Genomic DNA, 26,584 nt, shown 5'->3' on the forward strand with positions numbered 1-26,584 from the left:
CGCTACTCCTCGACGACGAGTTCGGCTGCGGCGGTACGTATCACCTCCGGGATCGGCACCGGTTTGCGGGTCTCGGAATCCACGTAGACGTGCACGAACTCGCCGGTCGCGGCCAATTCCAGCGCATCGTCCAGCTCGCGGAAGATCGCGAGGTCGTAGGTGATGCTGGAATTGCCGAGCCGCGAGACGCGCAGCCCGACCTGAAGTCGATCGGGGAAGCTGATCGAACCGACGTACCGGCACGAGGTCTGCGCGACCACCCCGAGCGCGGGCAGCTCGCGGATATCGGTTCCGGTGGCCCGCATGAGCCAGGCGTTCACGGCCGTGTCGAAGTACGCGTAGTACGTCACATTGTTCACGTGGCCGTAGTGGTCGTTGTCCGCCCATCGGGTCGGCATCGGCCAGTGCACGGGATACTGCTTGCTCACCCGGCCGACGATAGCTCAGCGGGCGAGACGCCTTCCCGGTGGTCGCGCGGGCTGATGCCGAAATGGCGTTTGAACGCGGCGCTGAGCGCGAACGCGCTGCCGTAACCGACCTGGCGGGCGATGTTCTCGACGGTGGCGTCGGAGTCACGGAGCAGATCCGCGGCCAGCGACAGCCGCCACTCGGTGAGGAAGGCCATCGGCGGCTCGCCGACCAGGTCGGCGAACCGCTTCGCCAGCGCCGCCCGCGACACCCCGACGGCCTCGGCCAGACTCGCGACCGTCCAGCCGTGCGCCGGATTGTGCTGCAACAGCCGAAGGGCCTTGCCGACGAGCGGATCGGCGTAGGCGTGATACCAGGCGGGCGCCTCGGCGCGGGCGAACCAGGCGCGCAGCGCCGCGATCAGCACCAGATCGAGCAGCCGGTCGAGCACCGCGCCCTGCGCCGGTTCGTCCCTGGTCGCCTCGTCGGAAAGCAGGTCGAGCACGCGGCCGTCGAACTCACCGCGCCGCAACACCACCACCGGCGGCAACGCGCGCAGCAATCGCATACTCGCCGCGCCCGCCGACTCGTAGGTGCCCGTCACCATCACGGTCGCGCCGTTCGGGTCGGTACCCCATTGGCGCACACCGAGATTCAGTGTCTCGCAGAGCACCTCGCCGTCGGGGGTCTTGGTGACCTGGCCGGGATGGATGACGATCTGCGGCACGGTGTCCGGCGAATCGGCCACCGTGTACGGGCGCGGGCCGCGGAAGATCGCGACATCGCCCGCGCCGAGTTCACGCGGAGCGACCCGGTCCGGCCCGGGATCGGTGACGATCCACGCGCCGCCGCGGATCATCGAGAGCACCGTCAGCGGGGCCTCGTCCTCGATACGCAGTGACCACGGCGGATCGAGGAGTGAGCACATCAGGAAGGCGCCGCGTGCGCGGGGGCCCTCCAACAGACTGGCGAGCGCATCCACCACTCGAGCCTAGACCGGAATCGGTACCGTCGAAAGGATGCCGATGCCCACGGTCGACCGCAGGCTGCGCAGCGCACGCGGCGCGGTATTCACGATCTTCGCGTTGAACGGATTCCTGCTCGCCCTGTGGGTGGTACACATCCCGGCCGTCTCCGACCGCACCGGCATCGCCAAATCCACCCTCGGCACCTTCGTGCTCGTGCTGGCGGGCGCGGCGCTGATCGGCATGCGGTCGGCGGGACCGCTCGCCGACCGCCACGGCAGCCGCGTGCTGGTCGCGGTGGCGGGCGTGTGGATCTCGGTGACCGTCCTCGGCCCCGGCCTTGCCACCGGACCCGTCGGCCTCGGCATCGCGCTCGCGCTGTTCGGACTCGGCAACGGCGCGCTCGACGTGTCCATGAACACCCAGGCCGTGCTGGTGGAACGCGCCTACGGACGACCGATCATGTCCGCCTTCCACGCCCTGTTCTCCGGCGGCGGACTGCTCGGCTCCCTACTCGGCGCGGCCGCCCAACGCGCGGGCATGGACATCCGACTCACCCTCGGCCTGGCCACCATCGCAGGTCTGATCCTCGTCGCGGCCATGCTGCCCTTGCTGCTACGTCGATCCCGAACCGATTCGTACACGGACGAATACGCGCGAACGATGCCGCTGTCCGCCGAAGGGCCGCTGTCCGCCCCGGCGCACACGACAACCGACGCCCCGAGCTCCGAGTCCGATGCCGACGAACAGACAACCGCCGCCTCGCGACCGGCGCACGCGCTCCCGTCGGACGCCTCCGGGGATGCCGCCCACCGAGCCGTCGACCACCACGACCACTCGGGCAGCACCCGAAAGGTGTTGGGACTGGCGGTTGTCGCGTTCCTCGCGCTGCTCACCGAGGGGGCGGCGGCGGACTGGAGTGCGCTGCAAGCGCGGGAGCATCTCGGTGCGGACGATGCGACGGCGGCGTTGGCGTTCGGCGCCTTCTCCTGCACGATGACGGCGGGACGCTTCGCCACCGATCGGATCGCGGGCGCGTTCGGGCGCGTCGCGGTGGTTCGCTACGGAACCCTCGGGTGCGCGGCCGGATTGGCGTTGGTCGTACTGTCGGGCGTGGTGCCGCTGACCTTGCTCGGCTGGGCGCTGGTCGGGCTCGGGTTGTCCGGCACGGTGCCGCAGATCTTCACCGCGGCGGGCAATCTCGGCTCCGCGACCGCGGCCACCGACATGTCGCGGGTGTTCAGCTTCGGCTATCTCGGACTGCTCGCCGGGCCCGCGCTCATCGGCTGGCTGACCGCGCTCGTGCCGCTCACCGCCGCACTCGTCGTCCCGCTGGTCGCGGCGCTGGTGTGCGCGTGGTCGGCGGGCATCGTCGCACCGCCGCGACCGACCTGAGCGCGCACGAGGCCGGCGTTCGGCGGCAGCACGTCGCGATATTTCCGTGCGGCGGTCCGAGCCGAGGACACGGGGAGCAGGCCGGGTGGTCCGAGTTCGCGGCGGGACCGCATGGTCCCAGCTGAGCGCGCACAGGGGCGGCGCACACCCGAACGGCGCGCGATGATCAGTGTCTGCGCACCAGGCACAAGGTCATGGGGTCCGGTTTCGGGTAGACCAGGGACTTGTCCTCGGACTCCGGCGCCGCACCGCAGGCCGCGCGGTCGGCAGTGCCGCGCACGATCCGGTCGACCCGGAAGTCGGCGGCCGCCGTGCAGGCCACCTTGGCGATCGCGCCGGACAGGGTGCCGTTCACACAGTCGCCTTCCACGATATTGAGCCGCAGGCACAGGGTGAACGCGTCGTCGCCGGTCTGGAAGTAGCCGGTGTAATCCGTACTGGCGCAATCGGCGTCACTGCCGTCGAGACGCTGCGCCACCACGTAGGAGGCGTCCGCGTCGCGGCAGTCGCGGAATTCGATCTCGGCCTCGGCGGCGCTGCCGGACAGCTTGGCGCAGCGGCCGATATCGGCCTGCGCGCTGCCCGCGCCGAAATAGTTGCGCGCCAAGAAGATAGCGACACCGATCACCACGAAGACGCCGACCAATTTCAGCACCGCCATCATCGTGCTGTCGACCTGCTCGGAGCCGGGCACGAATTCCGATGACGCGTACTCCGACTCGTCGGCCGGATATCCGGGGTATTCCCGTCGTGGGTGATGTGGCGAGGTGTTCACATCCCCTCCCTCACTGCAACTCACCGCCCCACCGGGCGGACGACCTCTGGCCGACAAATGTATCGGATAACGCCCAGATTACGGAATCGCGACAATATGGCCTAGACGACGAAGCATGGCTTGGACGACGAAGCGGCCCCCGTCGGTGGACGGGAGCCGCTCCGGTGGAACTACGGGCAGTGGAACTACGGACTACAGCGCCTTCAGTTCCTCGGTGACCGCACCGACGGACTTCTTGGCGTCGCCGAACAGCATGGAGGTGTGGTCGGCGTAGAACAACGGATTGTCGATACCGGCGAATCCGGAGTTCATCGAACGCTTGAGCACGATCACGCTCCTGGCCTGATCGACATTGAGCACCGGCATTCCGTAGATCGGGCTCGCCTTGTCCTCGCGCGCGGCCGGATTGGTGACGTCGTTGGCGCCGATCACCAGGGCGACATCGGTGCGGTTGAATTCACCGTTGACATCGTCCATTTCCTTCATGGCGTCGTAGGACACCTCGGCCTCGGCCAGCAGCACGTTCATATGACCGGGCATACGACCCGCGACCGGATGGATCGCGTATTTGACCTCGACGCCCTTGGCCTCGAGCAGCGCCGCCATCTCCTTGACCGCGTGCTGCGCCTGCGCGACCGCCATACCGTAGCCGGGCACGACGATGACCTGGTTGGCGTAGGCCATCTGGATCGCGGCGTCCGCGGCGCTGGTGGCCTTGGCCTGCTTCTGCTCGCCGCCGCTCGCGCCGGGCGCGGTGCCGCCGCCACCGAAGCCGCCCGCGACGATCGCCGGGATCGATCGGTTCATGGCCTTGGCCATGAGGTTGGTGAGGATGGTGCCGGACGCGCCGACGATCATGCCCGCCACGATCATGGCGGTGTTGTTCAGCGCCAGACCCGCGGCCGCGGCCGACAGACCGGTGAGCGCGTTGAGCAGCGAGATCACGACCGGCATGTCGGCGCCGCCGATCGGCAGCACCACCATCAAGCCGAGGATGCCCGCCGCGATGAGCAGCAGCACCATCCACCACCACGGCGCGCCGCCGTCGGATGCCCGCACACCGATGACCACCGCCGCCGCGACGGACACGATCAGCAGCAGCAGGTTCAGCGGCTGCTGGAGTTTGCCGACGCCGATGGGCTTGCCGGGTAGGATCTCCTGGAGTTTGCCGAAGGCGATCAGCGAGCCCCAGAACGAGATCGAACCGATGATCGCGGCGAACAGCGATCCGACGATGATGTGCACGGTCGGTTCCTCGCCGTGCTTGAACGCCGAGAAGCCGGTGGTGTCGATGAATTCGGCCCAGGCGATGAGCGCAACGGTGCCGCCGCCGACGCCGTTGAACGCGGCGACGAGCTGCGGCATGGCCGTCATCTTGGTGTATTTCGCGGGCGGAACGCCGAGCGCGACACCGACGACGAGTCCGGCGACGATCAGAATCCAGTTGCCGGTGTCGCGCACCGCGATCAGGGTCGCCACCACGGCGATGCCCATGCCGACCGCGGCGATCCAGTTGCCGCGCACCGCGGTCTTCGGGCCGGTCAGACCCATCAGACCGTAGATGAACAGCGCGAACGCGACGATATAGAGAATATTGACGAGGTTGTCCATGGCCTACTTACCCGCCTTCTCCGCGTCGGCCGCGACAGCCTTCTTGCCCTTGAACATGCCGAGCATGCGGTCGGTGACGACGAATCCGCCGATGACGTTCAGCGTTCCGAACACCACGGCGACGAACAGGATGATCTGGATGCCGATGGAGGGGTCCTCCATTTTTCCGAGGGTGACCAGCGCACCGAGCACGACGATGCCGTGAATGGCGTTGGTGCCCGACATCAGCGGCGTGTGCAGGGTGTTGGGCACCTTCGAGATGACCGCGAATCCGACGAATCCGGACAGCACGAGGATCGCGATATTCGCGAGTAGTTCGGTATACATCAGGACTGTCCCTCCGCGGTGGTCTTCTCGCGCGTGACACAGGAATCGGCGAGCACTTGATCGTCGAAGTCGGGCACGATCTTGCCGTCGACCACCATGAGCTCGAGCAGCGCCGCGATATTCTTCGAATACAGCTCGGACGCGTGTTCGGGCATGGTGGCGGGCAGGTTCAGCGGCGAGGCGATGGTCACCTCGTGCTTGACCACGATCTCGCCCGGTTCGGTCAGCTCGCAGTTGCCGCCGGTCTCACCGGCCAGGTCGACGATCACGCTGCCGGGCTTCATGCCTTCCACGGCGGCGGCGGTGACCAGTCGCGGCGCGGGACGGCCCGGCACCAGCGCGGTGGTGATCACCACGTCGAAGCCCTTGATCGCGTCCTCGAGCGCCTTCTGCTGCTGCGCCTTCTCGTCCTCGGTGAGTTCACGGGCGTAGCCGCCCTCACCCGCGGCGTCGATACCGAGGTCGAGCCACTGCGCGCCGACCGAACGCACCTGATCGGCGACCTCGGGCCGCACGTCGTAGCCGGTGGTCCGCCCGCCCAGGCGTTTGGCGGTGGCCAGCGCCTGCAGGCCCGCGACGCCGACGCCTAGGACCAGGACCGTCGCCGGTTTCACGGTGCCCGCCGCGGTGGTGAGCATCGGGAAGAAGCGGGTCGATTCCGACGCGGCGAGGAGCACCGCCTTGTATCCGGCCACATTCGCCTGCGAGGACAGCGCGTCCATTACCTGCGCGCGCGAGATGCGCGGGATGGCCTCGACCGCGAAGGCCTGCACACCCGCCTTGGTCAGCGCGTCGATCTGATTGTCGGCATTGCGCGGCGCGAGGAAGCCGATCAGGGTCTGGCCGCCGGACAGTTTCGCCACTTCGGCGTCACTGGGCGGCGCGACCTTGACGACCACTTCGGCCGACCACGGATCACCGATGGTCGCGCCTGCTTCGACGTAGGCTTCGTCGGGGATGAGCGCACCGAGTCCGGCGCCGGATTCCACGACCACGTCCACGCCTTGCTTTAGCAATGCGGGAATGATCTTGGGCACCAATGCGACACGCCGTTCGCCCGCGTTAGACTCGCGAACGACTCCGACACGCGCTCCGCGCGGCGACGAGTCGCCCGCGCTCTGCGTTGTCTCCACTAGTCAGACTTCCTTCTCGTGCTGGCTATTAGCCACCGAACGACTGGTCAGACGAAGTTACTCACGAGTAAGTTCGCCTGAAATCCTCGCAACTGTACCCGGCTCGCGGTGAGCGTAGCTGAGATGCCCGTCACATGGTCGAGCCACGGCGGGTCCGCAGGTGCGCAGGCAGCGGGGGTGCGGCGGGGTCGACAGGATGGTCGACAGCCCACAGCGCGGGTCCGGCGGGGATATCGGCGGACGTCACACCGGTGCGCGCCGTCGAGGGCGCTCGGTGCGCAAGTTACCGAACCGTACGTACGGTTGGGTAAATCAGTGGCGCGACACACACTCGGCTGCGGCCATGCATCATGCGAATGCCCGATTCAGGGGTGTTCCACGACATCCGTACGCCGTATGGTCGCGGTGTGAGCGACTGCGTCTTCTGCCGCATCGTGGCGGGCACGGCACCTGCGACCAAGGTTCACGAGGACGACACGCTGTGCGCGTTCCTCGACATCAGGCCCATCGCGCGCGGTCACACGCTGGTCGTCCCAAAGACGCACGCGGCCGAACTCGACGAACTCGACCCCGAACTCGGCGCGCACCTGTTCCGCGCCGGACATCGCCTCGCACTCGCCATGCGGCGCGGCGCACTCGCCGCCGACGGCGCCAACCTGGTCCTCAACGACGGACGCGCGGCATTCCAGACGGTGCCGCACATCCACCTGCACGTCATCCCGCGCAAACACGGCGACCGCCTCGCCTTCGCCAAGGGCTTCCTACTGCGCCGACCGCACGATCCGGTCGGCACGGCCGCCGCCATCACCGAAGGACTCGCCGCATTGGACCGACCGAACCTCGACAGCGAAGGAACAGCCTCATGAGCGCGGCCACACCCGATCGGATCGAGACCACCGCCCTGCTCGCACAGCAGTGGTCCGCGATCACCGCACTGGTCGCAGGCGCCGACGAACAGCGCTGGCGCACCCCGTCGCCGCTGCCGGGCTGGACCGTCTTCGACGTGGTCGCCCACATGATCGGCACCGAATCGATGCTGCTCGGCGAGAAACCGCCCGCATCCGACGACCTCGACGTCGCGGCGCTCGCGCACGTGCGCAACGAGACCGCCGAATTCAACGAGACCTGGGTGCGCGGACTGCGCCCGCTGACCGGCGCGCGCCTGCTGGAGCGATTTACCGAGGTCACCGACACCCGACGCGCGGCGCTCGCGGCCATGGACGATCCAGCGTGGGCGGCGGAAACCCCCTCGCCCATCGGACTGGTGAGCTACGGGCGGTTCATGCGGGTCCGGCTGTTCGACTGCTGGATGCACGAACTCGACATCGCCGACGCGTTCGGCGCGCACGTCGAGGAAGGCGGTCGACGCGGCGAACTCGCCTTCGCGGAATTCGCCGCCTCACTGCCCCGCGTGGTCGTGAAACGCGGTGGGGCGCCCAGTGGTTCACGGATTCGATTCGAACTCACCGGGCCGTTGGCGCGCACCCTCGACATCGCCGTCGACGGCCGGGCCTCCTACGTCGACGGCTTCGACGAGGCGCCGACGGTCGGTATCCGACTCGACTCGGGACTGCTGGTCCGGCTCGGCGGCGGACGTGTCGACGCCGAAACCCGGCTCACGGAAATCGAATTCACCGGCGACACCGACCTCGGCACGCGGCTGGTCTGCAACCTCGCGTTCACCATCTGAGGATGCGGCTCTTCCTTGCCTCCTACCGATTCGGCGCGCACCGCGACCGCCTCGCGGCGCTGGTCGGCGCGCCGGGCCGAGTCGCGGTGATACCCAACGCCTGTGACGCCTGGCCGGCGGCGTGGTCGTCGGCCGTCACCAGCGACGTGCGGCCGCTGCGCGCGCTCGGCTACCGTCCCGAGATCCTCGACCTGCGCGAATTCATCGACAGACCAACCGAATTGGAAAACCGCATGCGGGAATTCCCGATGCTGTGGGTGCGCGGCGGCAACACCTTCGTGCTGCGCGCCCAATTCGCCCGCAGCGGAGCCGATCTCGTGCTGCCCCGACTCCTCGCCGAAGACGCGCTTGTCTACGCCGGATACAGCGCGGGCGCCTGCCTGCTCACCCCCGACCTGCACGGACTCGAGACCAGCGACGATCCCGGCGAGGTCGCGCCGACCTGCGGTATCGCGCCGCGTTGGGACGGTCTCGGACTCGTGGACCGCAGAATCGTGCCGCACCTCGACTCCCCCACCGACCCCGACGGATTCGGCAACCGCCTCGCCGCCGAGTTCACGGCGAACGGTGTGCCGCACTGGGCGCTGACCGACGACCAAGTGGTCGTTGTCGACGGCGACGCCACCGACGTATTGCGTTGACAGGCAATACCTTCAGTCGAAATCGTCGGTCGCCCTGTGCCCGCGGAAAACCACCCAGCGCATCGCGCTGTACATATACACAGCCTCGCACCCACCGGCCATCAACCGCGCGATGTGGTACTCGACGCCGAGTGCGACCAAGCCAGTGCCGACACCGAGGATGAACGCGACATAGTTGATCAGCACGACCACCGCGTAGATCGCCGCCTGCTTGCCGACCGGGGCGTGCGAATGGAAGTTGAACTTGCGATTCAGCACGAAGGCCAAGCCGAACGCGCAGACATACCCCAGCGTGACCGACAGCCACACCGGCCAGTCGAGCAGGCCGTGGAAGATCGTCAACAACAGCAGATCCACACCGAAGGTGAAACTGTTGATCACCGCGAAACCGAGGAAGGTCGGCGGGATCAGACGGTCGAGTCCCCACGGCAGTCTCGCCACGACGGACTCGCACAGACGGGTGAACCGGTCCGCGAGATTATCGGTGGTGGTCGCCGGATCGAGCACGGCGCCAGCATGCCGGCGGCAGGTGTCCGCCAGGTGATCAGTCGGCAAACCGGTCGGTGTCGCGGACACCGCTCAGCCGAGTTCGGCGCGCGGTTCCGTGCGCTCCAGCGTCGCCCACGCCTGCCGCCAGCGCCGCGCGGTGACCGGGTCGGCGCCCGCCAGCATCGCGTCGAACAGGGCCGACGGCTTCGCGTGCCACTGCTCGGCGAGGTTGGCCAGCGCGTCGGTGCCGAACAGCCCCGACCGGTCGAGCGCGGTGAGCCACTCCTCGACCGCACCGGAATGGATACGTCGCAGCACCGACTCGTCGACGACGCCGTCGGCGAATTCCTCCGCGAAAGCCGCAGAGACCAGTTCGCGGTAGTCCGGCCTATCGCTCGGCATTCGACCTGCCCTTCGTTGTCCGGGCACGACACCTGGCCCCGTGCACCCCTGCTCCAAGCGGCGGTCGACGCCGCCGATTCCACCGTATCCCGGACCGCGCACCCAAGTAACCTCGACGTGCGCGGGGCCACACAGCGTCAAAGGTGCCCGAGGCACACGGGTCACCGGGTGCGCAAGGCACGCGACACCACCCGATACGCGAGCCACACGACACCACCCGATACGCGAGCCACACGGCGTCACTCGTCACGTGTGGTTCCGGTCCCGTGCAATCGGACCCGCCGTTCGCTGACCGGGTGCGCACGGTTGCGCGGCAACCGGGACGTTACGGTGGACCATTGTGGACCTGCATGACCTGATCGAGCTACTACCATCCGGTGCGGTACTCACCGACCCGGATTCGCTGGTGGGTTACCGGCAGGATTGGGCGCGCGATCCGGACGCGGGCACCCCGCTCGCCGTGGTGCGCGCGACCTGCACCGCCGACGTGTCCGCGACCGTACGCTGGGCCGAGCAGCGGCGGGTGCCCGTGGTGCCGCGCGGCGCGGGCTCGGGACTGTCGGGCGGCGCGACCGCGGTCGACGGCGGGATCGTGCTCAGCACCGAACGCATGCGCGACATCGTGGTCGACCCGGTGACCAGGACCGCCGTGGTGCAGCCTGGACTGCTCAACGCCGAGGTCAAGCGAGCCGCCGCCGAACACGGGCTGTGGTATCCGCCGGACCCGTCCTCGTTCGAGATGTGCTCGATCGGCGGCAACGCCGCCACCAACGCGGGCGGGCTGTGCTGCGTGAAATACGGCGTCACCACCGATTACGTGCTCGGCATGGAAGTGGTGCTCGCCGACGGCACCGCGGTGCGGATCGGCGGGCCGCGGCTGAAGGACTCCGCGGGATTGTCGCTGACCAAACTGTTCGTCGGCAGCGAAGGCACCCTCGGCGTCATCACCGAACTGACCCTGCGACTGCTGCCCGCCCAACCCAGGCAGAGCACCGTCGTCGCGACCTTCGCCGACCTCACCGCCGCCACCGCGGCGATACTCGCCGTCACCGGCGCGCTGCGGCCGTCCATGCTCGAGTTCATGGACGGCGTCGCCATCAACGCCGTCGAGGACGAACTGCGCATGGGCCTCGACCGTTCGGCGGCCGCGCTGCTCGTCGCGCGCTCCGACGCGCCCGGTGCACACGCCGCCCGGGAAGCCGAGATCATGGTTGCCGCCTGCGAGAAAGCCGGAGCCACCGAGGTTTTCCACACCGAGGATCCCGCCGAGGGCGAAGCATTCACCGCCGCACGACGTTTCGCCATCCCAGCCGTCGAACGCATCGGGCCGCTGCTGTTGGAAGACGTCGGCGTGCCACTGCCTCGGCTCGGCGAGCTGGTCACCGGTATCGCCGCCATCGCCGAGCGCAACCGAGTTCTGATATCGGTGATCGCGCACGCGGGCGACGGCAACACCCACCCGCTGATCGTCCACGACCCCGCCGACGCCGACAACACCGCCCGCGCGCACCGCGCCTTCGGCGAGATCATGGACCTCGCCATCGAACTCGGCGGCACCATCACCGGCGAACACGGCGTCGGCCGCCTCAAGAAGGCCTGGCTACCCGATCAGCTCGGCCCCGACGTGATGGCGCTGACCCGCCGCATCAAGGACGCACTCGACCCGCACGGCATCCTCAACCCCGGTTCCATACTCTGAACCCACCGACCGGAACATATCCCCCGACCCCGGAGTTCACACCGACATGACCACCAGACTCGAACACAACACCGCCGACACCCGCTTCGAGATCTACATAGACGACACCCTCGCCGGTTACGCCGACTACGCCGACCGCGAAGACGCCAAGATCCGCGACTTCCACCACACCATGACCTTCCCCGAATTCCGCGGCCGCGGGGTGGCGGGCCAGATCGTCGGCTACGCACTCGACGAGTCGCGCACCGAGGGCTACGCGGTCATCCCCACCTGCTGGTATGTCGAGAAGTACATCGAGGAACACCGCGAATACACCGACATGCTCGCCTCCCGAGTCCCCGGCCCCGGAGCCTGACGCTCCCGCGCCGATTCGATCCGACCTACCGCGGTTTTCGCGAGGCGAGCGAATCGATCGCCGAGCAGCCCGCCGCGTGCGGATGTGGGCTCGGAACGAATCCACCGAGAAGGGAAGGGGCCATGGAGGCGGGAATCGATCCCGCGACCCTCCGATTTGGAAACGGGCGCTCTACCAACTGAGCTACTCCATGGCCGGCGCGAGCCTATCAAGCAATGCCCCTAGCCATGCAACAGATTTCGAGGTTGTCACTGCGCAATTGGCGCCGTCGAGCAACACTCGTGCCCACACAGCGATCGACCGAGTGTTCCGGCCCGTGATCCCGCGACGGCCTACATGGGGCCTCGGCGAAGTGGCACAGGCGACGCGGAACACCCGGTCGACTTCGGAATCAGCCCTTGAGCAGGGCGCGGGACATGACCACGCGCTGGATCTGGTTGGTGCCCTCGTAGATCTGGGTGATCTTGGCGTCGCGCATCATGCGTTCGACCGGGAAGTCGGTGGTGTAGCCCGCGCCGCCGAACAGTTGGACGGCGTTGGTGGTGACTTCCATGGCCACGTCCGAGGCGAAGCACTTGGCGGCGGCGGAGATGAAGCCGAGGTTCTTCTCGCCGCGTTCGGCGCGAGCGGCGGAGGTGTAGACCATGAGGCGGGCGGCTTCGATCTTCATCGCCATGTCGGCCAGCATGAACTGGGTGTTCTGGAAGTCGGCGATGGCGGTGCCGAACTGTTTGCGGTCCTTGGTGTAGGCGATCGCGGCGTCGAGTGCGCCCTGGGCGATGCCGACGGCCTGCGCGCCGATGGTGGGGCGGGTGTGGTCGAGGGTCTGCAGTGCGGTCTTGAAACCGGTGCCGGGGGCGCCGACGATGCGGTCGCCGGGGACGCGGCAGTTCTCGAAATACAGTTCGGCGGTGGGGGAACCCTTGATGCCGAGTTTGTGTTCCAGCGGGCCGACCACGAAACCCTCGTCGTCTTTGTGCACCAGGAAGGCCGAAATGCCGTTGGCGCCCTTGTCCGCGTCGGTGACGGCCATCACCGTGTACCAAGAGGACTTGCCGCCGTTGGTGATCCAACACTTGGAGCCGTTGATGATCCAGTCGTCGCCGTCCTGGCGGGCGCGGGTGCGCATGCTCGCGGCGTCGGATCCGGCCTCGCGCTCGGACAGCGCGTAGGAGGCCATCTCACCGTTCGCGATGTCGGGCAGCACCTTCCGCTTGAGCTCATCGGACCCGTTCAGGATCATGCCCATGGTGCCGAGTTTGTTGACCGCGGGGATGAGCGAGGAGGAACCGCAGACCCGCGCTACCTCTTCGATCACGATGCAGGTGGCCACCGAGTCGGCGCCCTGGCCGCCGTACGCCTCCGGCACGTGCACCGCGTTGAAGCCCGCGGCGTTGAGGGCGGTGAGCGCTTCCTCGGGGAAGCGGGCGTTGCCGTCGACGTCCTTGGCGTAGGGGGCGATCTCCTTCTCGGCCAGTCCGCGGATGGCCGCGCGTAGTTCCTCGTGGAAGTCCGCGAGCTGGAACAGGTCGAAGTCGGGATTTCCCGCCATTGGGCACGCTCCTGGTGTGATGGTCTCGATCGCTACGGGCACGTCGGCACTCAGTGCCATCTCGAAGCCGAGTATACGCCGATTCGCTGGCATCACGTGGGCTCCAGGTCGTGGCACCGAGTGTCAGCGGTGTGGCATTCGTCGCTCTACATGGTATCGAGCTTGCGCGCCACGAGATCGGCGACCTGCCGCGACGGCATATCGCGCGGAAACACCGCGACCACCAGCTCGTCGGCACCGCGTGCCGAACCCGACCCGCGCGGGATCGCCGCCAACTCCACCCGCAGATCCGCCGCCCCCGCGTCCGACTCGCCGCGCACCATGCGCCGCAGCAGATAGTTGTGGGTCGCCGTCACCGCCGCCGTGAACTGCACCCGCGCCAGATCCGGCGCCTTGGGCTGCCGCCGCCGCAGGTAATCGGTGAACAACCGCTCGTAACGGAACACCGTGACGATCTCGCGCTCCCGCAGCGCGGGCACCTTCCGCACCACCCGGTACCGCCGCGCCGCGATCTCCCGCCACTGCGTGAACCGTTCGAACACCTGCACCGCCGCCGCGCACACCGCATCCCACGGATCCCCCTGTGCCTGCTCCAGATACGCCGCCGCCAACGCCAACTGCGACTCGTGATCGGCGAAGATCACATCCTCCTTCGACCGGAACTGCCGAAAGAACGTCCGCCGCGAAATCCCGGCCGCCTCGGCGACCTCGTCCACGGTCGTGGCCTCATACCCCTTCTCCTCGAACAACCGCAACGCCTGCTCCACCACCGTCAACCGGAACCGAGCAGCCTCCTCCCCCGACCGCCCCCGCCCACTCTCATCACTCACCACCGCGATATCAGCCCAGGAGTTTGGTGCGGAGGGCTTGGTCTTTTTCGAGGACCATGGATTCGAGGGTGGCTTGGAATGTGGTCATGCGGGTGCGCAGGGCATCGTCGGCGGTGGCGAGGATGCGGGCGGCGAGTAGGCCCGCGTTGCGGGCGCCGCCGATGGAGACGGTGGCGACGGGGACGCCAGCGGGCATCTGGACTATGGACAGGAGGGAGTCCATGCCGTCGAGGTATTTGAGGGGGACGGGGACGCCGATGACCGGGAGGGGGGTGGCCGAGGCGACCATGCCGGGGAGGTGGGCGGCGCCGCCCGCGCCTGCGATGATGACCTTCAGGCCGCGGTCGGCGGCTTCGCGGGCGTAGTCGAGCATGCGCTGCGGGGTGCGGTGCGCGGAGACCACGCCGACTTCGAAGCGGATGTCGAATTCGGCAAGGGCCAGCGCGGCGGCCTCCATGGTCGGCCAATCGGAATCGCTGCCCATGATCAGGCCGACTTGTGGATTACTCATGGGGGTCCCATCCATCGGTCCATACCGCGTGCGACATCCAGTACGCCGCGCGCTCCGCCTGCTCCCGCACCTCGGCGACGTCGTCGCCGAGGATATTGACGTGCCCGATCTTGCGATCCGGGCGCTCTCCCTTGCCGTACAGGTGCACCTTCGCCCGCGGCAACCGCGCGAACAGATGATGCAGCCGCTCGTCCATCGACATCGCGGGCGCCTGCGCCGCACCGAGGATGTTCGCCATCACGGTGACCGGTGCCAGCGGCTCGGTGTCGCCGAGCGGATAGTCAAGAACCGCGCGCAGGTGCTGTTCGAACTGGCCGGTGCGCGCGCCGTCCATCCCCCAGTGCCCGGAATTGTGCGGCCGCATCGCCAACTCGTTCACCAGCAGCTTGCCGTCGCGCGTCTCGAACAGTTCGACGGCCATCACCCCGACGACACCGAGTTCGCGCGCGAGATTCAACGCCAATGTCTCCGCCTCGGCGGCCAACTCTTCGGCGAGGTCGGGCGCGGGCGCGATCACCACCGCGCACTGCCCGTTGCGCTGCACCGTCTCCACCACCGGCCACGTCGCGGCCTGACCGTAGGGCGAACGCGCCACCATCGCCGACAGTTCGCGCCGCAGATCCACTTTCGCCTCGGCCAACAGTTCCGCACCGCGCGTCAACTGCTCGGCAACAAGGGTTTCGGCCTCGGCGGCGGATTCCGGCATCCACACGCCGCGGCCGTCGTAGCCGCCGCGCACGGCCTTCAGAACGAACGGCCACCCGTGGTCGTCGCCGAAACGCACCGCGGCGGCGGGCTCGCGGACCGGCGTGAACGCGGGCACCGGCAACCCGAGCGCGGACAGTTTCGTGCGCATCGCCAGTTTGTCCTGGGCGTAGACCAGCGCGCCCGGCGGCGGCTGCACGTTCACGCCCTCGGCGACCAGCGCCTCCAGATGTTCGGTCGGCACGTGCTCGTGGTCGAAGGTCAGCGCGTGCGAACCGACGGCGGCCTTGCGCAGCGCGGTCAGATCGGTGTGACTGCCGAGGACGACTTCGGGACTGACCTGCGCCGCCGGGTCGTCGGGGTTCTCGGCGAGCACGCGAAGCCGCTGCCCGAGCGCGATCGCGGCTTGATGCGTCATACGCGCCAACTGGCCGCCACCGACCATGGTGACGGTCGGCATCGCCGACGCTTCGAAGGAACGGGGTGTCACGTTGACCAATATTGTCATGGCAGGTGGCGCGCACAGCTACCGGTACACTCCCCCCTTGTGTCTTTCGTCGACGATGTGGTGCGAGCCCTTCCCCAGCCGATGCGGGAGCTGGCGACGCGCCACCACGAGCTGATCAAGTTCGCGATCGTCGGCGCCACCACCTTCGTCATCGACGGCGGCATCTTCTACGCCCTGAAGTGGACCGTGCTGGCCGAGAAGCCGGTGACGGCGAAGATCATCTCCGGCGTGATCGCGGTCATCGCGTCCTATGTGCTGAACCGGGAATGGTCGTTCAAGAACCGCGGCGGACGCGAGCGCCATCACGAGGCGCTGCTGTTCTTCGGGGTCAGCGGTATCGGCGTGATGCTCAGCAATATTCCGCTGTGGATCTCGAGTTACGTCTTCGACCTGCGGCAGCCCGATGTCAGTTTCACCGTCGAGAACATCGCCGATTTCATCAGCGCCTTCGTGATCGGCAACCTGTTGCAGATGGCGTTCCGGTTCTGGGCGATGCGGCGCTGGGTTTTCCCGGACGAGATCACCGAAATGGTCGAGGAACTCGAGCCGTATCTCCTGCGAGAGGCGCTCGAAGAGGAGCACCTCGACCGCCGCTAGCGCGGTTCCGGATTCGGCCCGCCGCCGAGTCGTGCGGGCGCGAACGAACCAAGGAACACCGCGAACAGCGCGGGCCTGCGTCGCTGCAATTCCAAACGGCCGCCGTCGGCTTCGATGAGCGCGCGAGCCAGCGCGAGACCGACACCGGTGGAGCCGCCCCCGGAGAACCCTCGGTCGAAGATGTGCGGCGCGAGTTCGTCGCGCACGCCGTGACCTTCGTCGGCGACCTCGACGCACACCAGCGGCTCCCGCTCGTTACCAGGCCGCACCGTGCGCACCGACACCGTGCAGGTGCCGCCGCCGTGCATGAGCGCGTTGTCGACCAGCACCGTCACCGCCTCGCGCAGCCGGGACGCGGTGATCGGCGCACGCAGCGACTCGTCGCCGGTGAGGATGAGGGCGCGCCCCGCCTCGGTGAACGGATGCTTCCATTCCTCGGCCACGCCGCGCAGTTCGTCCATCACCGGAATCGGGTCGCGGTCGGCGGCGTCCTCGTCGCGGGAGGCGCGCACCAGATCGTCGATGGCCTCGGTGAGCCGATCGACCTGCGCCATCGCCTCCTCGGCCTCGTGCACGACCTCGGGATCGGAGTGCGCCGACAGTTCGTCCAGGCGCAGTCGCACCGCCGTCAGCCTGCTGCGCAACTGATGGGAGACATCGGCGACCAGGGCGTGTTCGCGTTGCAGCCTGCCCGCGATCTCCACGGTCGCCGAATCGAGCACGTCGGAGACGCGATCCAGTTCGGAGATGCCGTGGCGGCGCGGGTCAGGACGGAAATCACCCATGGCCAGCCGCGCCGCGCGAGCCGCGACGTCGCGCAGCGGATCGGCGACCCGGCGCGCGGTGAACACCGCGATGGTCACCGCGGCGCCGAGCGATGCCAGCACCGCGAGCGCCACGACCGCGACCGCCTGACGCTGGGTCTCGTGCATCGGTCTCGACGGCACCTCGAGCCGCAGCGAACCGGAGGTGCCCATGGACAGCGATTCCACCAGCGGGCCGTCGACCTCGCTCGCGCCGATATCCAGCCGCGAAGCGCTGTCCATCGGCGTCGGGTAGACGATGGTGAGCCGACCGCCCGTCGGGACCAGCGGGTCCACCGACCTGACGTCGAGTCCGTCGTGCACCGTGCCGTCGGCCTGTTCCTGGGCGATGACCTCGGCGGCGATGCGGTCCAGCCGGTTCTGCAGGTCGTTGCGGGTGATGTCCTCCACCCACAGCCACGCCGTGTAGACCAGTGGAATGCCGAGCACGGCCGTGGTGATGGTCAGCACGGTGAGCATCGAGCGCAGGATTCTGCGTCGCACGTCAGTCGGTGTTCAATCGGAATCCGACGCCGCGCACGGTGACGATGCGCCGCTCGGCCATCGGGCCCTCGTCGCCGATCTTGCGGCGCAGCCAGGACATGTGCATGTCCAAGGTCTTCGAGCCGCGCAGTTCGGCGTCGCCCCACACCTCGCGCAGGATGGTCTCGCGCGGCACCACCTGCCCGGCGCGATCGATGAGCACCTTCAGCAGTTCGTATTCCTTGTTGGCCAGGCCGACCTCGGCGCCGTTGACCAGCACCCGGCGCGCGGCCGGTTCCAGCCTGATACCGCCGACCTCGACCGCTTCGTCACCGATTCCGCTGCGCCGCAACAGCGCACGCACCCGCGCCAGCAGTTCGGCGAGGCGGAAGGGTTTGCCGACGTAGTCGTCGGCGCCCGCGTCGAGACCGACGACGAAATCCACCTCGTCGGTGCGCGCGGTGAGCATCAGCACCGCGAGATCGGCCCCGCGCGCCCGCACCTGACGGCACACCTCGAGCCCGTCCATACCCGGAAGTCCGAGATCGAGGATGAGCAGATCGTGGTTGCCCTCGAGAGCGCGCCGAAGGACGGCGGGACCGAAACTCTCGACGGTGACGCAATAGCCTTCGCGCCCCAGTGCACGCGAGAGCGGCGCGGCGATGGCCTCGTCGTCCTCGGCCAGCAATACGGCGGTCATACGCTCAGACTACGGCCCCGTGAGCAGGCCGGACGGACATTGTGAGCCGCGCCCGCATCAGTGGTCGCCGTCGCGGAAGCCGCGCCCGTTGGGCACGCCGTGATCGACCTCGAACACCTGGTGATACAGCAGCGAGTGGACCTTCTGCACATTCGGGATGTCGTCGTATTCCAGCGGTTCGTCGGAGGAGGAACCGATGATGAGCGTGCCGGTGCCGAGCAGCCGGTCGAACAGCCCGTGCCGGAACTGCACGCTGGAGATCCGGTTCATCGGGATGTCGATGCCGCTGTGTGTGATCACGCCCTGCCGGATGAGCACCCGCCGCTCGGTGACGATGAAATGCGTCGACTTCCAGCTCACAACCGGTGCGACGCAACGCCATCCGAGCACGGCCACCCACAGCACGAGGACGAGTACCAGCAGCACCGTGCGCGCGGTGCCCTCGGTGGTGCGCGAGGCGAACCCGCCCGCGAAACCCGCGAATGCCGTCACGAGCAGTAGCGTCACCGCCGGCAGGAACAGCATTTTCCAATGAGGATGACGATGGAGTATCAATTGCTCGTCCGGTGCGAGCACGTCCTCCGGATAACCCATGACCGCACAGTACCGTGAACCCCTGTCGCCACGCCCAACAGCGGGCGAGGTCCGATGGGAGTTCTCCAGCGTTCGGCGATGGATAAGCGGTTCCGCCGCCACGCGGGCGAGGCAAGCTCTATCCTGCCCGAACGCCCCGATACCCGAGATGGCGCTACGACCGTGGAGGCACGCGTGAGCAAGACCTTGACCCAACTGGAGATCCTCACCGAGTTGCAGCCGGTGGCCGAACAGAATCTCAACCGGCACCTGTCGATGGCCAAGGAGTGGCACCCGCACGACTACGTACCGTGGGACGAGGGCCGCAACTTCGCCGCGATGGGCGGCGCCGACTGGGCCCCCGAACAATCCCGGCTCAGCGAGATCGCGCGAGTCGCGATGATCACCAACCTCCTCACCGAGGACAACCTGCCCTCCTACCACCGGGAGATCGCGCAGAACTTCTCCCAGGACGGCGCGTGGGGCACCTGGGTCGGTCGCTGGACCGCCGAGGAGAACCGGCACGGCATCGTGCTGCGCGACTACCTCGTGGTCACCCGAGGCGTCGACCCGGTCGCGCTCGAGCAGGCCCGCATGACCCACATGACCACCGGCGCGAACGCGCCGTCGGACTGGGGCGGCTTCCTGGTCAACGTGGCGTACGTGACCTTCCAGGAGCTCGCCACCCGCGTCAGCCACCGCAACACCGGACGCGTCTGTCAGGATCCGATCGCCGACCGCATGCTCCAGCGCATCGCGGCCGACGAGAACCTGCACATGATCTTCTACCGCAACCTGTGCGGCGCGGCCCTCGACCTGGTGCCCGACCAGGCGATGGAGGCGATCACCCGGATCGTCACGAACTTCGTCATGCCCGGCGCCACCATGCCGAACTTCCGCCGCAACGGCGTGCTTATGGCCAAGCACGGCATCTACGACCTGCGCCAGCACCTCGAGGAGGTGGTGCAGCCGGTGCTCAAGAAGTGGGAAATCTTCGAACGCACCGATTTCACCGCGCGCGGTGAGCAGGCCCGCGATGAACTCGCCGCGTTCATCGAGAAGCTCGAGGGCGACGTCGTCAAGTTCGAGGAGCAGCGCGACCGCCTGCTCGCCAGGGAGGCCGCGCGGCTGCAACCGGCCTGAGTTCGACGCACGGCTTTCGAATCGGCGGGAGCCTTCGATTCAAGCGCCTTCGACTCGATAGCCCGCGCGCAGGTGGGTCACGTCACCCGCCGAGAGCGCGCGGTCGCCGATGACGAGGCGTCCGTGCTCGTCGACATCGCTCGCGACGCCGGTCAGCACCTCGCCGCCGGGCAGTTCGGCCCGCACCTCGGCGCCGAGGGTCGCACAGCGCTCCCGGTAGGCGGCGACGACTTCCGACACAGCCCAGTCGGCGTCGCGCCAAGCCGTGAAACGACGGTCGAATTCGGTGAGCAGGCTCAGGATCAGCTCGGTGCGATCCAGCGTCGACGCCCCCGCCAGCAGCAGTGAGATCGCGTGCGGCACCGGAAGTTCCGCCGCCGACAGCGTCACGTTCACGCCGACGCCGATGACCACGGCGGGATTCGGCGCGCCCGCCGCGACCTCGGCGAGTATCCCGGCGACCTTGCGCCCGCCGATCAGCACGTCGTTGGGCCACTTCAGTTCCGCGTCGACGCCCGCGGCGCCGCGCAGCGCGTCGACCACCGCGACACCGGTGAGCAACGGCAGCCAGCCGAGCACCGCGGGGTCGATTCCGTTCGGGCGCACCAGCATCGACAGTGAGATCTGGGCGCGCGGCGGGCTGACCCAGGCGCGCGCGTGCCTGCCGCGGCCTGCGAGCTGCTCCTCGGCGACCAGCACCGCCGTGGACTCGGTGTGCGCGGCCCGCGCGATCAGGTCGGCGTTGGTCGATCCGGTCGAGTCGACGACGTCGACGGTGTCGAACAGCGGCAGCGATCCGGCCACCGCGGCGCGCAGCCTGGCGGCGTCCACCGGTTGTCGCGCTGCGGATTCCGGCGAAGGGGTTGTCACCCGTGGCACGCTACTCGGCGCGCCGCGGGCGGTTCGCCGTGGATTCACCCGGCGAGCGCGAACCCCGCGTTCCCGGCGCACATATCGAGATAGTCCTCGTCGGTGGACTCGGTTTCGGATTCCCGATGGTCCGGGTCGGTGATCCTCGGCCGCGTCGCATCGTGCGACGCACGGGTGAACGCGGCGACGGCGGCGTATTCGGCGACGGTTCTTCCCCATTCCCACATGTTCGGCCCTCCCCCGGAACTCGATGTCGGATGTCTCGAGACTATCGGGGGACCGCGCCCGCGTTCCACTGATTTTCGACCCGCCGAATCGCTACGGAACGCGCCGGGATACGTTGTGGGAATCCACAAATCCGTATCGCCGATCGGCGCCGAAATCACCCTCCGTAGCAGGCTGGGAGCATGATCTAGCTGCGGTTTTACTACTGGCGGGTAGCCAGTACCGGGTTACGGAGCGGCCACGTTACTGGTTACACTCCGACCCATGACGAGTGTCCAGCAGCAATCCGCATCTGGTGCGGCGGGTTCCCCTGATATCCACACCACCGCCGGGAAACTGGCTGACCTGCGGAATCGGCTGGAAGAGGCGCAACACCCGATGGGTGAGGCCGCCGTCGACAAGGTGCACGCCAAGGGCAAGATGACGGCCCGCGAACGCATTCTGGCGCTGCTGGACGAGGGCTCGTTCGTCGAACTCGACGCGCTGGCCCGGCACCGGTCGGTGAATTTCGGCCTGGAGAGCAATCGCCCGCTCGGCGACGGCGTCGTCACCGGCTACGGCACCATCGACGGCCGCGACGTCTGTATCTTCAGCCAGGACGTCACCGTCTTCGGCGGCAGCCTCGGCGAGGTCTACGGCGAGAAGATCGTCAAGGTCATGGACCTGGCACTCAAGACAGGTCGCCCGCTGGTCGGGATCAACGAGGGCGCGGGCGCGCGCATCCAGGAGGGGGTCGTCTCCCTAGGTCTCTACGGGGAGATCTTCCACCGCAATATCCAGGCCAGCGGCGTGATCCCGCAGATCTCGCTGATCATGGGCCCGGCCGCGGGCGGGCACGTCTACTCCCCCGCGCTCACCGACTTCGTGGTGATGGTCGACCAGACCAGCCAGATGTTCGTCACCGGCCCCGACGTGATCAAGACCGTCACCGGCGAGGACGTCACCATGGAGGATCTCGGCGGCGCGCACACGCACATGGTCAAATCCGGTGTGGCGCACTACGTCGCCTCCGGCGAGCAGGACGCGCTGGACTACGTCAAGGATCTGCTGTCCTACCTGCCGAGCAACAACCGCGCCGAGGCCCCGCGCTTCCCGGCCACCGACCCGATCAACGGCGCCATCGAGGACTCGCTCACCGACGAGGACCTCGAGCTGGACACGATCATCCCCGACTCGCCGAATCAGCCCTACGACATGCACGAGGTCATCGCGCGGCTGCTCGACGACGACGAATTCCTCGAGGTGCAGGCCGAGCGCGCGATGAACATCATCGTCGGCTTCGGGCGCATCGACGGCCGCAGCGTCGGCATCGTGGCCAACCAGCCGACCCAGTTCGCGGGCTGCCTGGATATCGACGCCTCGGAGAAGGCCGCGCGCTTCGTGCGCACCTGCGACGCCTTCAACATCCCGATCGTCACCCTGGTCGACGTTCCCGGCTTCCTGCCCGGCACCGGCCAGGAGTACAACGGCATCATCCGGCGCGGCGCGAAGCTGCTCTACGCTTACGGTGAGGCCACTGTGGGCAAAATCACGATCATCACTCGCAAGGCCTACGGCGGCGCCTACGACGTCATGGGTTCCAAGCATATGGGCGCCGATGTGAACCTCGCGTGGCCCACCGCCCAGATCGCCGTCATGGGCGCATCGGGCGCCGTCGGCTTCGTCTACCGCAAGCAGTTGCAGCAGGCCGCCAAGGACGGCGGCGACGTCGATGCGCTGCGGCTCGAGCTCCAGAACGAGTACGAGGACACCTTGGTGAACCCCTACGTCGCCGCCGAGCGCGGCTACGTGGACGCGGTCATCCCGCCCTCGCACACCCGGGGTCAGATCGTGTCGGCGCTGCGGCTGCTCGAACGCAAGATGGTGTCCCTGCCGCCGAAGAAGCACGGCAACATCCCGCTGTGAATCCGCGATACCCTCTGTAAGCCGCGCACACTTGTCCTAGGGAACGCGTGATTCGGAGACCGTACGGGTACCCGGATACCGGGTACTCCTGAGGCAAGTGGATCCAAGGATGGCTGTTTCGCCATCCGAAGACATCGAGGACCGGCGTCCGCCCCGACCGGCGGACGCCTGATCGAGGTAGAGAGAGGATCTGGCACTGTGACGACCGTGGCAGAAGAAGATGTGTTGACCGCCGCCGAACTGGAGCTCACAGTCGACCCGATCACGCAGGAGGCCGAGGCGGTCATCGAAGCCGCCGCAGCCGAGGGCGCGGGCGATCATGCCTCCATTCGCATCGTCAAGGGTGCGCCGACCGATCTCGAGATCGCGGCGCTGGTCTGCGTGCTGAGCGCGGCGGCGGCCGGTGGCGCGGCCACGTCCGAGACCGGTCCCGCGGACGGGTGGGGTCGCCCCACGCTGATGCATCGCGGCACGTCGCCGTTCTCCCCGTACGCCTTCCCGCAGCTGTCCCATCTGCGCTGACGTGAACGAGGTCCGTGCGCGCACGCCGATGACCGTGCCATTCCGATTCGGCGCCGCGTGCGCGCACGGACCGTCCGACACCCGAGGCGCACGCCTGTGACCAGGTTCGTGTTGGCCTCCGCCTCCCCCGCTCGCCGGTCGGTGCTGCGTTCCGCGGGCATCGATCCCGTCGTGCGGATCTCCGACGTGGACGAGGACGCCGTCGCCGCCGCCCTTCCCCCGGATTCGACGCCGCAGGTGATCGTGACCGAACTGGCGAAGGCCAAAGCCGAATCCATCGCGGCCGCCGGGCTCGGCGAGCTCGGCGCCGATTGCGTTGTCGTCGGCTGCGATTCGATGCTGCTGATCGACGGCGAACTCCAGGGTAAGCCGCACACCCCCGAACTCGCGCGGGCGCGCTGGTCGCGGATGGCGGGCCGGGCCGCGGATCTGATCACCGGCCATTGCGTGCTGCGGGTGCGCGACGGCCACATCGTGGATTCCGCGTCCGACTGTTCCCGCACCACCGTGCATTTCGCCAAGCCGGAACCCGACGAGTTGGACGCCTACATCGCCAGCGGCGAACCGTTGCAGGTCGCGGGCGCGTTCACCCTCGACGGCCGCGGCGGCTGGTTCGTCGAGCGGATCGAAGGCGATCCGTCCAGCGTCATCGGGATCGGGCTGCCACTGCTGCGCCGACTGCTCGGCGACGTCGGCGTCGACATCGCGCGGCTATGGGGCGATCCGGGCCGCTGAAGGCTGTGTCCTGCCTTCCGGCGTCCTGGCCTCCGGCGACCTGCCGCCGAGCGGTGGCGTCCTGGCCCCTGACGGCTGCGCCTGCGGGATTTCCCGCACCATCTGATCCGCTCCCACCGGAACCGCCGGATCGCGCGGCGCTCGGCCGTCGCGGCGCGGCGGCGCGGTGAGTTCCAGACGGACCACGCACAATTCGGGCTCGACGAACGGATGCAGGCGCACGTTCACCTCGCCGCGCGCGCCGTTGCGGTCGAGCACTTCCTTGATGAGTCCGAGGTGCACGTTGCACACCACGTCGGAGTGGGTGCGCGCGAGGTCGCGCAGCGGGCAGGCGGTCATCTTGACCAGCGCCTGCTCGTCGGATTCGGCGGCCGGGTCGCGTTCGGGAGCGAATCCGAGTTCGGAGAGCAATGTCACGGTGACGTCCTTGGCGTCTTCCAATGACTCCACCGGGTGATCGCCCGCGTCGAGGGTGGCGCCCCAGGCCCGGCCCGCCGTGACGGCCGCGTCGGAGCGCCGCCGGGGTTCGGCGCCGAGCTGGTCGGCGAGCACCTGCGCGAGTTCCTGGTAGCCGACGGATCGCTGCACCGCCGAGTACCCGATGCGCGGGCGACCGCGACCGCGCGGCGGCTGCTGGAACTGCCGGACCAGCGATTCCTTGGTGAGAACGTCGAGGTGGAATCGGACGGTGGTGACGTGCTGTCCGGTGATTCTGGCCAGTTCCTGGGCGTCGAGGGGCTCACCTGCGCCACGTAGGATCGCGAGCAGTCGCCGCCGCGGCCAAGAATCGGACATAGCTCACCCCTCCTCCCGAGAGACTTTATCGGATGTGGGTGCGATTTATTCGCCCATTCAGCCGATTTGTGATCTGAAACGAGTTTCACTTTCGCCCCACCCATACCATCGCGGTGGAACACGAACCGCCGAAACCACCCGACTACCTCGCGTGAAGGACCCCAAACCGTGCCCGTCGCCCCGGACTCTCATCCGTCATTCGGTTCCTACGCACATCCTCATCGACTAGTAACCACAGAGTGGCTGTCGGCAAACATAGGCACGCCGGGACTCGAGATCATCGAGTCCAACGAGGACGTACTGCTCTACGACATCGGCCACGTACCAGGAGCTGTCAAGATCGACTGGCGGGGCGACTTGAGCGATCCGGTCACCCGTGACTATATCGACGGCGCGCGGTTCACCGAACTCATGCGCGCCAAAGGCATAGAGCGTGACGATACCGTTGTCGTCTACGGCGACCGGAACAACGCACAAGCCGCGCACACGCTGTGGCTGTTCACCCTGTTCGGCCACGAGGACGTGCGACTACTCGACGGCGGCCGCGAAGCGTGGATCTCCGAGGAACGAGACACCACCTTCGAGCCGCCGCGCCCGCGCCGGACCGACTACCCCACCGTCCGCCGCGACGACGGCGCCGCCCGCGCCTTCCGTGACGACGTCATCACTCACTTCGGCAAGCCGCTCGTCGACGTCCGCTCGGCCACCGAATACGCGGGCGACGCGAACTCCGGCGACCCCGCGCTGCGCGGCGGCCACATCCCGACCGCGCTCAACATCCCGTGGACCGATACGGTCGCACCGGACGGCCGCTTCCGCTCCCGCGCCGCCCTCGACGAGCTGTACGGCGGCCTCGTCGGCCACGACGACCTCGTCGTCTACAGCCGCGTCGGCGAAAGATCCAGCCACACCTGGTTCGTCCTCACCTATTTGCTCGGATACGCCAGGGTTCGCAATTACGACGGCTCCTGGGTCGAATGGGGCAATTCCGTGCGCATGCCGATCGCCAAGGGGGATGAACCCGGCGCCGCCCCGGTCGCCGCGCGGCGCGGCCGCTCCCGCTGACCTGTGACGCCGCACAAGTGTGGTGTGATCGCCGGTGAGCAGGCATTGTGATCCACGACCTACTTACGAGTAGGTCTATCCGAGTGCGGCGTCTGTTGACAGACTGCCTACACTCCCCCGAGACGGAAGTTGTGGACCACGGGAACGGAGCCTGCGCAGCCACCACCCCCGC

Annotated in this window: 29 protein-coding genes, 1 tRNA gene and 1 pseudogene; 12 read left to right on the plus strand and 19 right to left on the minus strand. The window is 68.0% G+C overall.

Features of this window, described 5'->3' with window-relative positions:
* Window positions 1-2: 2 nt before the first annotated feature.
* On the minus strand, window positions 3-398 hold the full coding sequence (locus IT779_RS13985) for an acyl-CoA thioesterase (RefSeq protein ID WP_196150042.1): 396 nt from the start codon (window positions 396-398) through the stop codon (window positions 3-5).
* A gap of 26 nt (window positions 399-424) precedes the next feature.
* On the minus strand, window positions 425-1,390 hold the full coding sequence (locus IT779_RS13990) for an AraC family transcriptional regulator (RefSeq protein ID WP_196149738.1): 966 nt from the start codon (window positions 1,388-1,390) through the stop codon (window positions 425-427).
* Window positions 1,391-1,427: 37 nt separating this feature from the next.
* Between IT779_RS13990 and IT779_RS13995 the strand changes: the two genes are divergently transcribed.
* On the plus strand, window positions 1,428-2,768 hold the full coding sequence (locus tag IT779_RS13995; protein WP_196149739.1) for an MFS transporter: 1,341 nt from the start codon (window positions 1,428-1,430) through the stop codon (window positions 2,766-2,768).
* 166 nt (window positions 2,769-2,934) lie between these two features.
* Here the strand turns inward: IT779_RS13995 and IT779_RS14000 are convergent, their stop codons facing one another.
* From IT779_RS14000 to IT779_RS14015, 4 genes are all read right to left on the minus strand, one after another.
* Window positions 2,935-3,543 carry an LppU/SCO3897 family protein gene (locus IT779_RS14000; protein ID WP_196149740.1) on the minus strand — a complete coding sequence of 203 codons (609 nt, stop codon included), beginning with the start codon at window positions 3,541-3,543 and terminating at the stop codon, window positions 2,935-2,937.
* Window positions 3,544-3,735: 192 nt separating this feature from the next.
* Window positions 3,736-5,154, minus strand: a complete 1,419-nt coding sequence (locus IT779_RS14005) for an NAD(P)(+) transhydrogenase (Re/Si-specific) subunit beta (RefSeq protein WP_196149741.1) — start codon at window positions 5,152-5,154, stop codon at window positions 3,736-3,738.
* Window positions 5,155-5,157: 3 nt separating this feature from the next.
* Window positions 5,158-5,481: an NAD(P) transhydrogenase subunit alpha gene (locus IT779_RS14010; protein ID WP_196149742.1), complete on the minus strand. Its 324-nt coding sequence runs from the start codon at window positions 5,479-5,481 to the stop codon at window positions 5,158-5,160.
* Window positions 5,481-6,614, minus strand: a complete 1,134-nt coding sequence (locus tag IT779_RS14015; protein ID WP_196149743.1) for a Re/Si-specific NAD(P)(+) transhydrogenase subunit alpha — start codon at window positions 6,612-6,614, stop codon at window positions 5,481-5,483. The genes IT779_RS14010 and IT779_RS14015 overlap by 1 nt, the downstream gene beginning before the upstream one ends.
* Window positions 6,615-7,021: 407 nt before the next feature.
* Here IT779_RS14015 and IT779_RS14020 point away from each other — a divergent pair, with 407 nt between their 5' ends.
* From IT779_RS14020 to IT779_RS14030, 3 genes are read left to right on the plus strand one after another with little or no spacing between them, the layout of a single operon-like run.
* Window positions 7,022-7,480, plus strand: coding sequence for an HIT family protein (locus IT779_RS14020; RefSeq protein ID WP_196149744.1), 459 nt, complete (start codon window positions 7,022-7,024; stop codon window positions 7,478-7,480).
* The gene (locus tag IT779_RS14025) at window positions 7,477-8,304 is read left to right on the plus strand and encodes a maleylpyruvate isomerase family mycothiol-dependent enzyme (RefSeq protein WP_196149745.1); all 828 of its coding nucleotides are present in this window, start codon (window positions 7,477-7,479) and stop codon (window positions 8,302-8,304) included. Before IT779_RS14020 ends, IT779_RS14025 begins: the two co-directional genes overlap by 4 nt.
* Before the next feature lie 2 nt (window positions 8,305-8,306).
* Entirely contained in the window at window positions 8,307-8,945 is a 639-nt protein-coding gene (locus tag IT779_RS14030; protein WP_196149746.1) for a Type 1 glutamine amidotransferase-like domain-containing protein, read from the plus strand.
* A 12-nt stretch (window positions 8,946-8,957) separates the two neighbouring features.
* On the opposite strand, the gene IT779_RS14035 is transcribed toward IT779_RS14030, so the two are convergent.
* Window positions 8,958-9,452 (minus strand): GtrA family protein, encoded by a 495-nt coding sequence (locus tag IT779_RS14035; protein ID WP_332838795.1) that lies wholly within the window; start codon window positions 9,450-9,452, stop codon window positions 8,958-8,960.
* Window positions 9,453-9,524: 72 nt separating this feature from the next.
* Complete coding sequence (locus tag IT779_RS14040) at window positions 9,525-9,836, minus strand: hypothetical protein (RefSeq protein WP_196149748.1); 312 nt, start codon at window positions 9,834-9,836, stop codon at window positions 9,525-9,527.
* Window positions 9,837-10,176: 340 nt separating this feature from the next.
* Here IT779_RS14040 and IT779_RS14045 point away from each other — a divergent pair, with 340 nt between their 5' ends.
* Together IT779_RS14045 and IT779_RS14050 are read left to right on the plus strand one after the other, a co-directional pair.
* On the plus strand, window positions 10,177-11,535 hold the full coding sequence (locus tag IT779_RS14045) for an FAD-binding oxidoreductase (protein ID WP_408637754.1): 1,359 nt from the start codon (window positions 10,177-10,179) through the stop codon (window positions 11,533-11,535).
* A gap of 46 nt (window positions 11,536-11,581) precedes the next feature.
* On the plus strand, window positions 11,582-11,890 hold the full coding sequence (locus IT779_RS14050; RefSeq protein ID WP_196149749.1) for a GNAT family N-acetyltransferase: 309 nt from the start codon (window positions 11,582-11,584) through the stop codon (window positions 11,888-11,890).
* A gap of 120 nt (window positions 11,891-12,010) precedes the next feature.
* On the opposite strand, the gene IT779_RS14055 is transcribed toward IT779_RS14050, so the two are convergent.
* The 5 genes from IT779_RS14055 to IT779_RS14075 all read right to left on the minus strand — a co-directional run bounded on the left by IT779_RS14055 (window position 12,011) and on the right by IT779_RS14075 (window position 15,996).
* Window positions 12,011-12,083 (minus strand) — tRNA-Trp (locus IT779_RS14055).
* Between the two features lie 198 nt (window positions 12,084-12,281).
* Window positions 12,282-13,442, minus strand: coding sequence for an acyl-CoA dehydrogenase (locus IT779_RS14060; protein ID WP_196149750.1), 1,161 nt, complete (start codon window positions 13,440-13,442; stop codon window positions 12,282-12,284).
* Between the two features lie 146 nt (window positions 13,443-13,588).
* Complete coding sequence (locus IT779_RS14065; RefSeq protein WP_196149751.1) at window positions 13,589-14,272, minus strand: TetR family transcriptional regulator; 684 nt, start codon at window positions 14,270-14,272, stop codon at window positions 13,589-13,591.
* A 10-nt stretch (window positions 14,273-14,282) separates the two neighbouring features.
* Complete coding sequence (gene purE / locus IT779_RS14070; RefSeq protein WP_196149752.1) at window positions 14,283-14,783, minus strand: 5-(carboxyamino)imidazole ribonucleotide mutase; 501 nt, start codon at window positions 14,781-14,783, stop codon at window positions 14,283-14,285.
* Window positions 14,776-15,996, minus strand: a complete 1,221-nt coding sequence (locus IT779_RS14075; protein ID WP_196149753.1) for a 5-(carboxyamino)imidazole ribonucleotide synthase — start codon at window positions 15,994-15,996, stop codon at window positions 14,776-14,778. Before IT779_RS14075 ends, purE begins: the two co-directional genes overlap by 8 nt.
* Before the next feature lie 81 nt (window positions 15,997-16,077).
* Here IT779_RS14075 and IT779_RS14080 point away from each other — a divergent pair.
* Window positions 16,078-16,515: pseudogene (locus tag IT779_RS14080) on the plus strand (GtrA family protein); the annotation flags it as partial.
* A 74-nt stretch (window positions 16,516-16,589) separates the two neighbouring features.
* Here the strand turns inward: IT779_RS14080 and IT779_RS14085 are convergent.
* Genes IT779_RS14085 through IT779_RS14095 form a run of 3 tightly spaced genes read right to left on the minus strand, consistent with a single transcriptional unit; the run spans window position 16,590 to window position 19,173 of the window.
* Entirely contained in the window at window positions 16,590-17,900 is a 1,311-nt protein-coding gene (locus IT779_RS14085) for a sensor histidine kinase (protein WP_196149755.1), read from the minus strand.
* Between the two features lies 1 nt (window position 17,901).
* Complete coding sequence (locus IT779_RS14090) at window positions 17,902-18,579, minus strand: response regulator transcription factor (RefSeq protein ID WP_196149756.1); 678 nt, start codon at window positions 18,577-18,579, stop codon at window positions 17,902-17,904.
* A gap of 57 nt (window positions 18,580-18,636) precedes the next feature.
* Window positions 18,637-19,173: a PH domain-containing protein gene (locus tag IT779_RS14095; protein WP_196149757.1), complete on the minus strand. Its 537-nt coding sequence runs from the start codon at window positions 19,171-19,173 to the stop codon at window positions 18,637-18,639.
* A 174-nt stretch (window positions 19,174-19,347) separates the two neighbouring features.
* Here IT779_RS14095 and IT779_RS14100 point away from each other — a divergent pair, with 174 nt between their 5' ends.
* Window positions 19,348-20,295, plus strand: a complete 948-nt coding sequence (locus tag IT779_RS14100) for an acyl-ACP desaturase (protein WP_196149758.1) — start codon at window positions 19,348-19,350, stop codon at window positions 20,293-20,295.
* 39 nt (window positions 20,296-20,334) lie between these two features.
* On the opposite strand, the gene IT779_RS14105 is transcribed toward IT779_RS14100, so the two are convergent.
* Both IT779_RS14105 and IT779_RS37760 read right to left on the minus strand, forming a co-directional pair.
* Complete coding sequence (locus IT779_RS14105; protein ID WP_408637755.1) at window positions 20,335-21,165, minus strand: biotin--[acetyl-CoA-carboxylase] ligase; 831 nt, start codon at window positions 21,163-21,165, stop codon at window positions 20,335-20,337.
* A gap of 44 nt (window positions 21,166-21,209) precedes the next feature.
* The gene (locus IT779_RS37760) at window positions 21,210-21,392 is read right to left on the minus strand and encodes a hypothetical protein (protein ID WP_232541748.1); all 183 of its coding nucleotides are present in this window, start codon (window positions 21,390-21,392) and stop codon (window positions 21,210-21,212) included.
* A 262-nt stretch (window positions 21,393-21,654) separates the two neighbouring features.
* Between IT779_RS37760 and IT779_RS14110 the strand changes: the two genes are divergently transcribed.
* The 3 genes from IT779_RS14110 (at window position 21,655) to IT779_RS14120 (ending at window position 24,552) form a co-directional block, all read left to right on the plus strand.
* Window positions 21,655-23,295 carry an acyl-CoA carboxylase subunit beta gene (locus tag IT779_RS14110; RefSeq protein WP_196149760.1) on the plus strand — a complete coding sequence of 547 codons (1,641 nt, stop codon included), beginning with the start codon at window positions 21,655-21,657 and terminating at the stop codon, window positions 23,293-23,295.
* A 207-nt stretch (window positions 23,296-23,502) separates the two neighbouring features.
* A complete protein-coding gene (locus tag IT779_RS14115; RefSeq protein WP_332838796.1) occupies window positions 23,503-23,817 on the plus strand; it encodes an acyl-CoA carboxylase subunit epsilon in 315 nt (104 codons plus the stop codon).
* A gap of 96 nt (window positions 23,818-23,913) precedes the next feature.
* On the plus strand, window positions 23,914-24,552 hold the full coding sequence (locus tag IT779_RS14120; RefSeq protein ID WP_196149762.1) for a Maf family protein: 639 nt from the start codon (window positions 23,914-23,916) through the stop codon (window positions 24,550-24,552).
* Here IT779_RS14120 and IT779_RS14125 read toward each other — a convergent pair.
* Window positions 24,529-25,347: a helix-turn-helix transcriptional regulator gene (locus IT779_RS14125; RefSeq protein ID WP_196149763.1), complete on the minus strand. Its 819-nt coding sequence runs from the start codon at window positions 25,345-25,347 to the stop codon at window positions 24,529-24,531. The two genes, IT779_RS14120 and IT779_RS14125, sit on opposite strands and share 24 nt — an antisense overlap.
* 168 nt (window positions 25,348-25,515) lie before the next feature.
* On the opposite strand from IT779_RS14125, the gene IT779_RS14130 reads away from it, so the two are divergent.
* A complete protein-coding gene (locus IT779_RS14130) occupies window positions 25,516-26,412 on the plus strand; it encodes a sulfurtransferase (RefSeq protein WP_196149764.1) in 897 nt (298 codons plus the stop codon).
* Window positions 26,413-26,584 lie beyond the last annotated feature (172 nt).

Origin of the sequence: Nocardia bovistercoris (genome assembly GCF_015674855.1) — a bacterium.
In the GTDB taxonomy this organism is placed as follows: Bacteria; Actinomycetota; Actinomycetes; order Mycobacteriales; family Mycobacteriaceae; genus Nocardia; species Nocardia bovistercoris.